Here is a 662-nt window from a genome sequence, read left to right as displayed (position 1 = left end):
TATGCTTATGTCGTGAGTTACACACCTACAAATGGTGATGAAAAAGTTAATAATCACAAATGGGTCGTTAATGAGGAAGTTGCAGATGCCCCTGAAAATGGATTCAAGAAAGGTGATACAGTTAAATTAGAAGCTGACCATATGCCTGGTATGAAAGGTGCAGAAGCTCAAATTGATGATGTAGAAAAAACAACCGTTTATATGGTGGATTATAAATCAACAGAAAACGATGAGATGGTTAAAAATCATAAATGGATGACAACTGACGAACTAAAATCTCGTTAATGTCTATCATTTTAAAGCTTTAAAGTATTTAGTTAGTTATTCACAAATGCAATGAGAATCCCCTTTGTTAAATAGACAAGTAAACAAATAAAATTTATGGCCACTCTCATATCCACAATAATGAGAGTGGCCATTTGTTTAGAAAAATTAAATGATTTTAATGAAAATGAGGGGATCTTTTATAATTTATCAATGGAATTTCGAAAAATATAAAAAATGGAATAGTGAATGTATTGAGCTTTATCATTTATCAAGAAAAGTTATTCTAAATTAGCTTGTAAAGTCACATAAGAGGTTTTTCTTGAATATTTAAGTCTATAAACTTGTGTTATAATCAATGTATTATAAATATAAAAAAACACGAGTTTTAAGACGAT

1 protein-coding gene is annotated in these 662 nt (G+C 29.2%); it reads left to right on the top strand.

Annotation, left to right across the window (positions count from 1 at the left end; translation table 11 throughout):
- The coding region (locus KA883_RS11120) for a YdhK family protein (RefSeq protein WP_210139984.1) at positions 1-285 on the top strand (285 nt) is incomplete at its 5' end.
- Positions 286-662: the final 377 nt, after the last annotated feature.

Source organism: Staphylococcus sp. GDY8P54P (assembly GCF_017892645.1).
Taxonomy (GTDB): domain Bacteria; phylum Bacillota; class Bacilli; order Staphylococcales; family Staphylococcaceae; genus Staphylococcus; species Staphylococcus ureilyticus.
The sequence above is the reverse complement of the archived record's forward strand: the minus strand, read 5'-3'. Positions and strand labels throughout refer to the sequence as shown.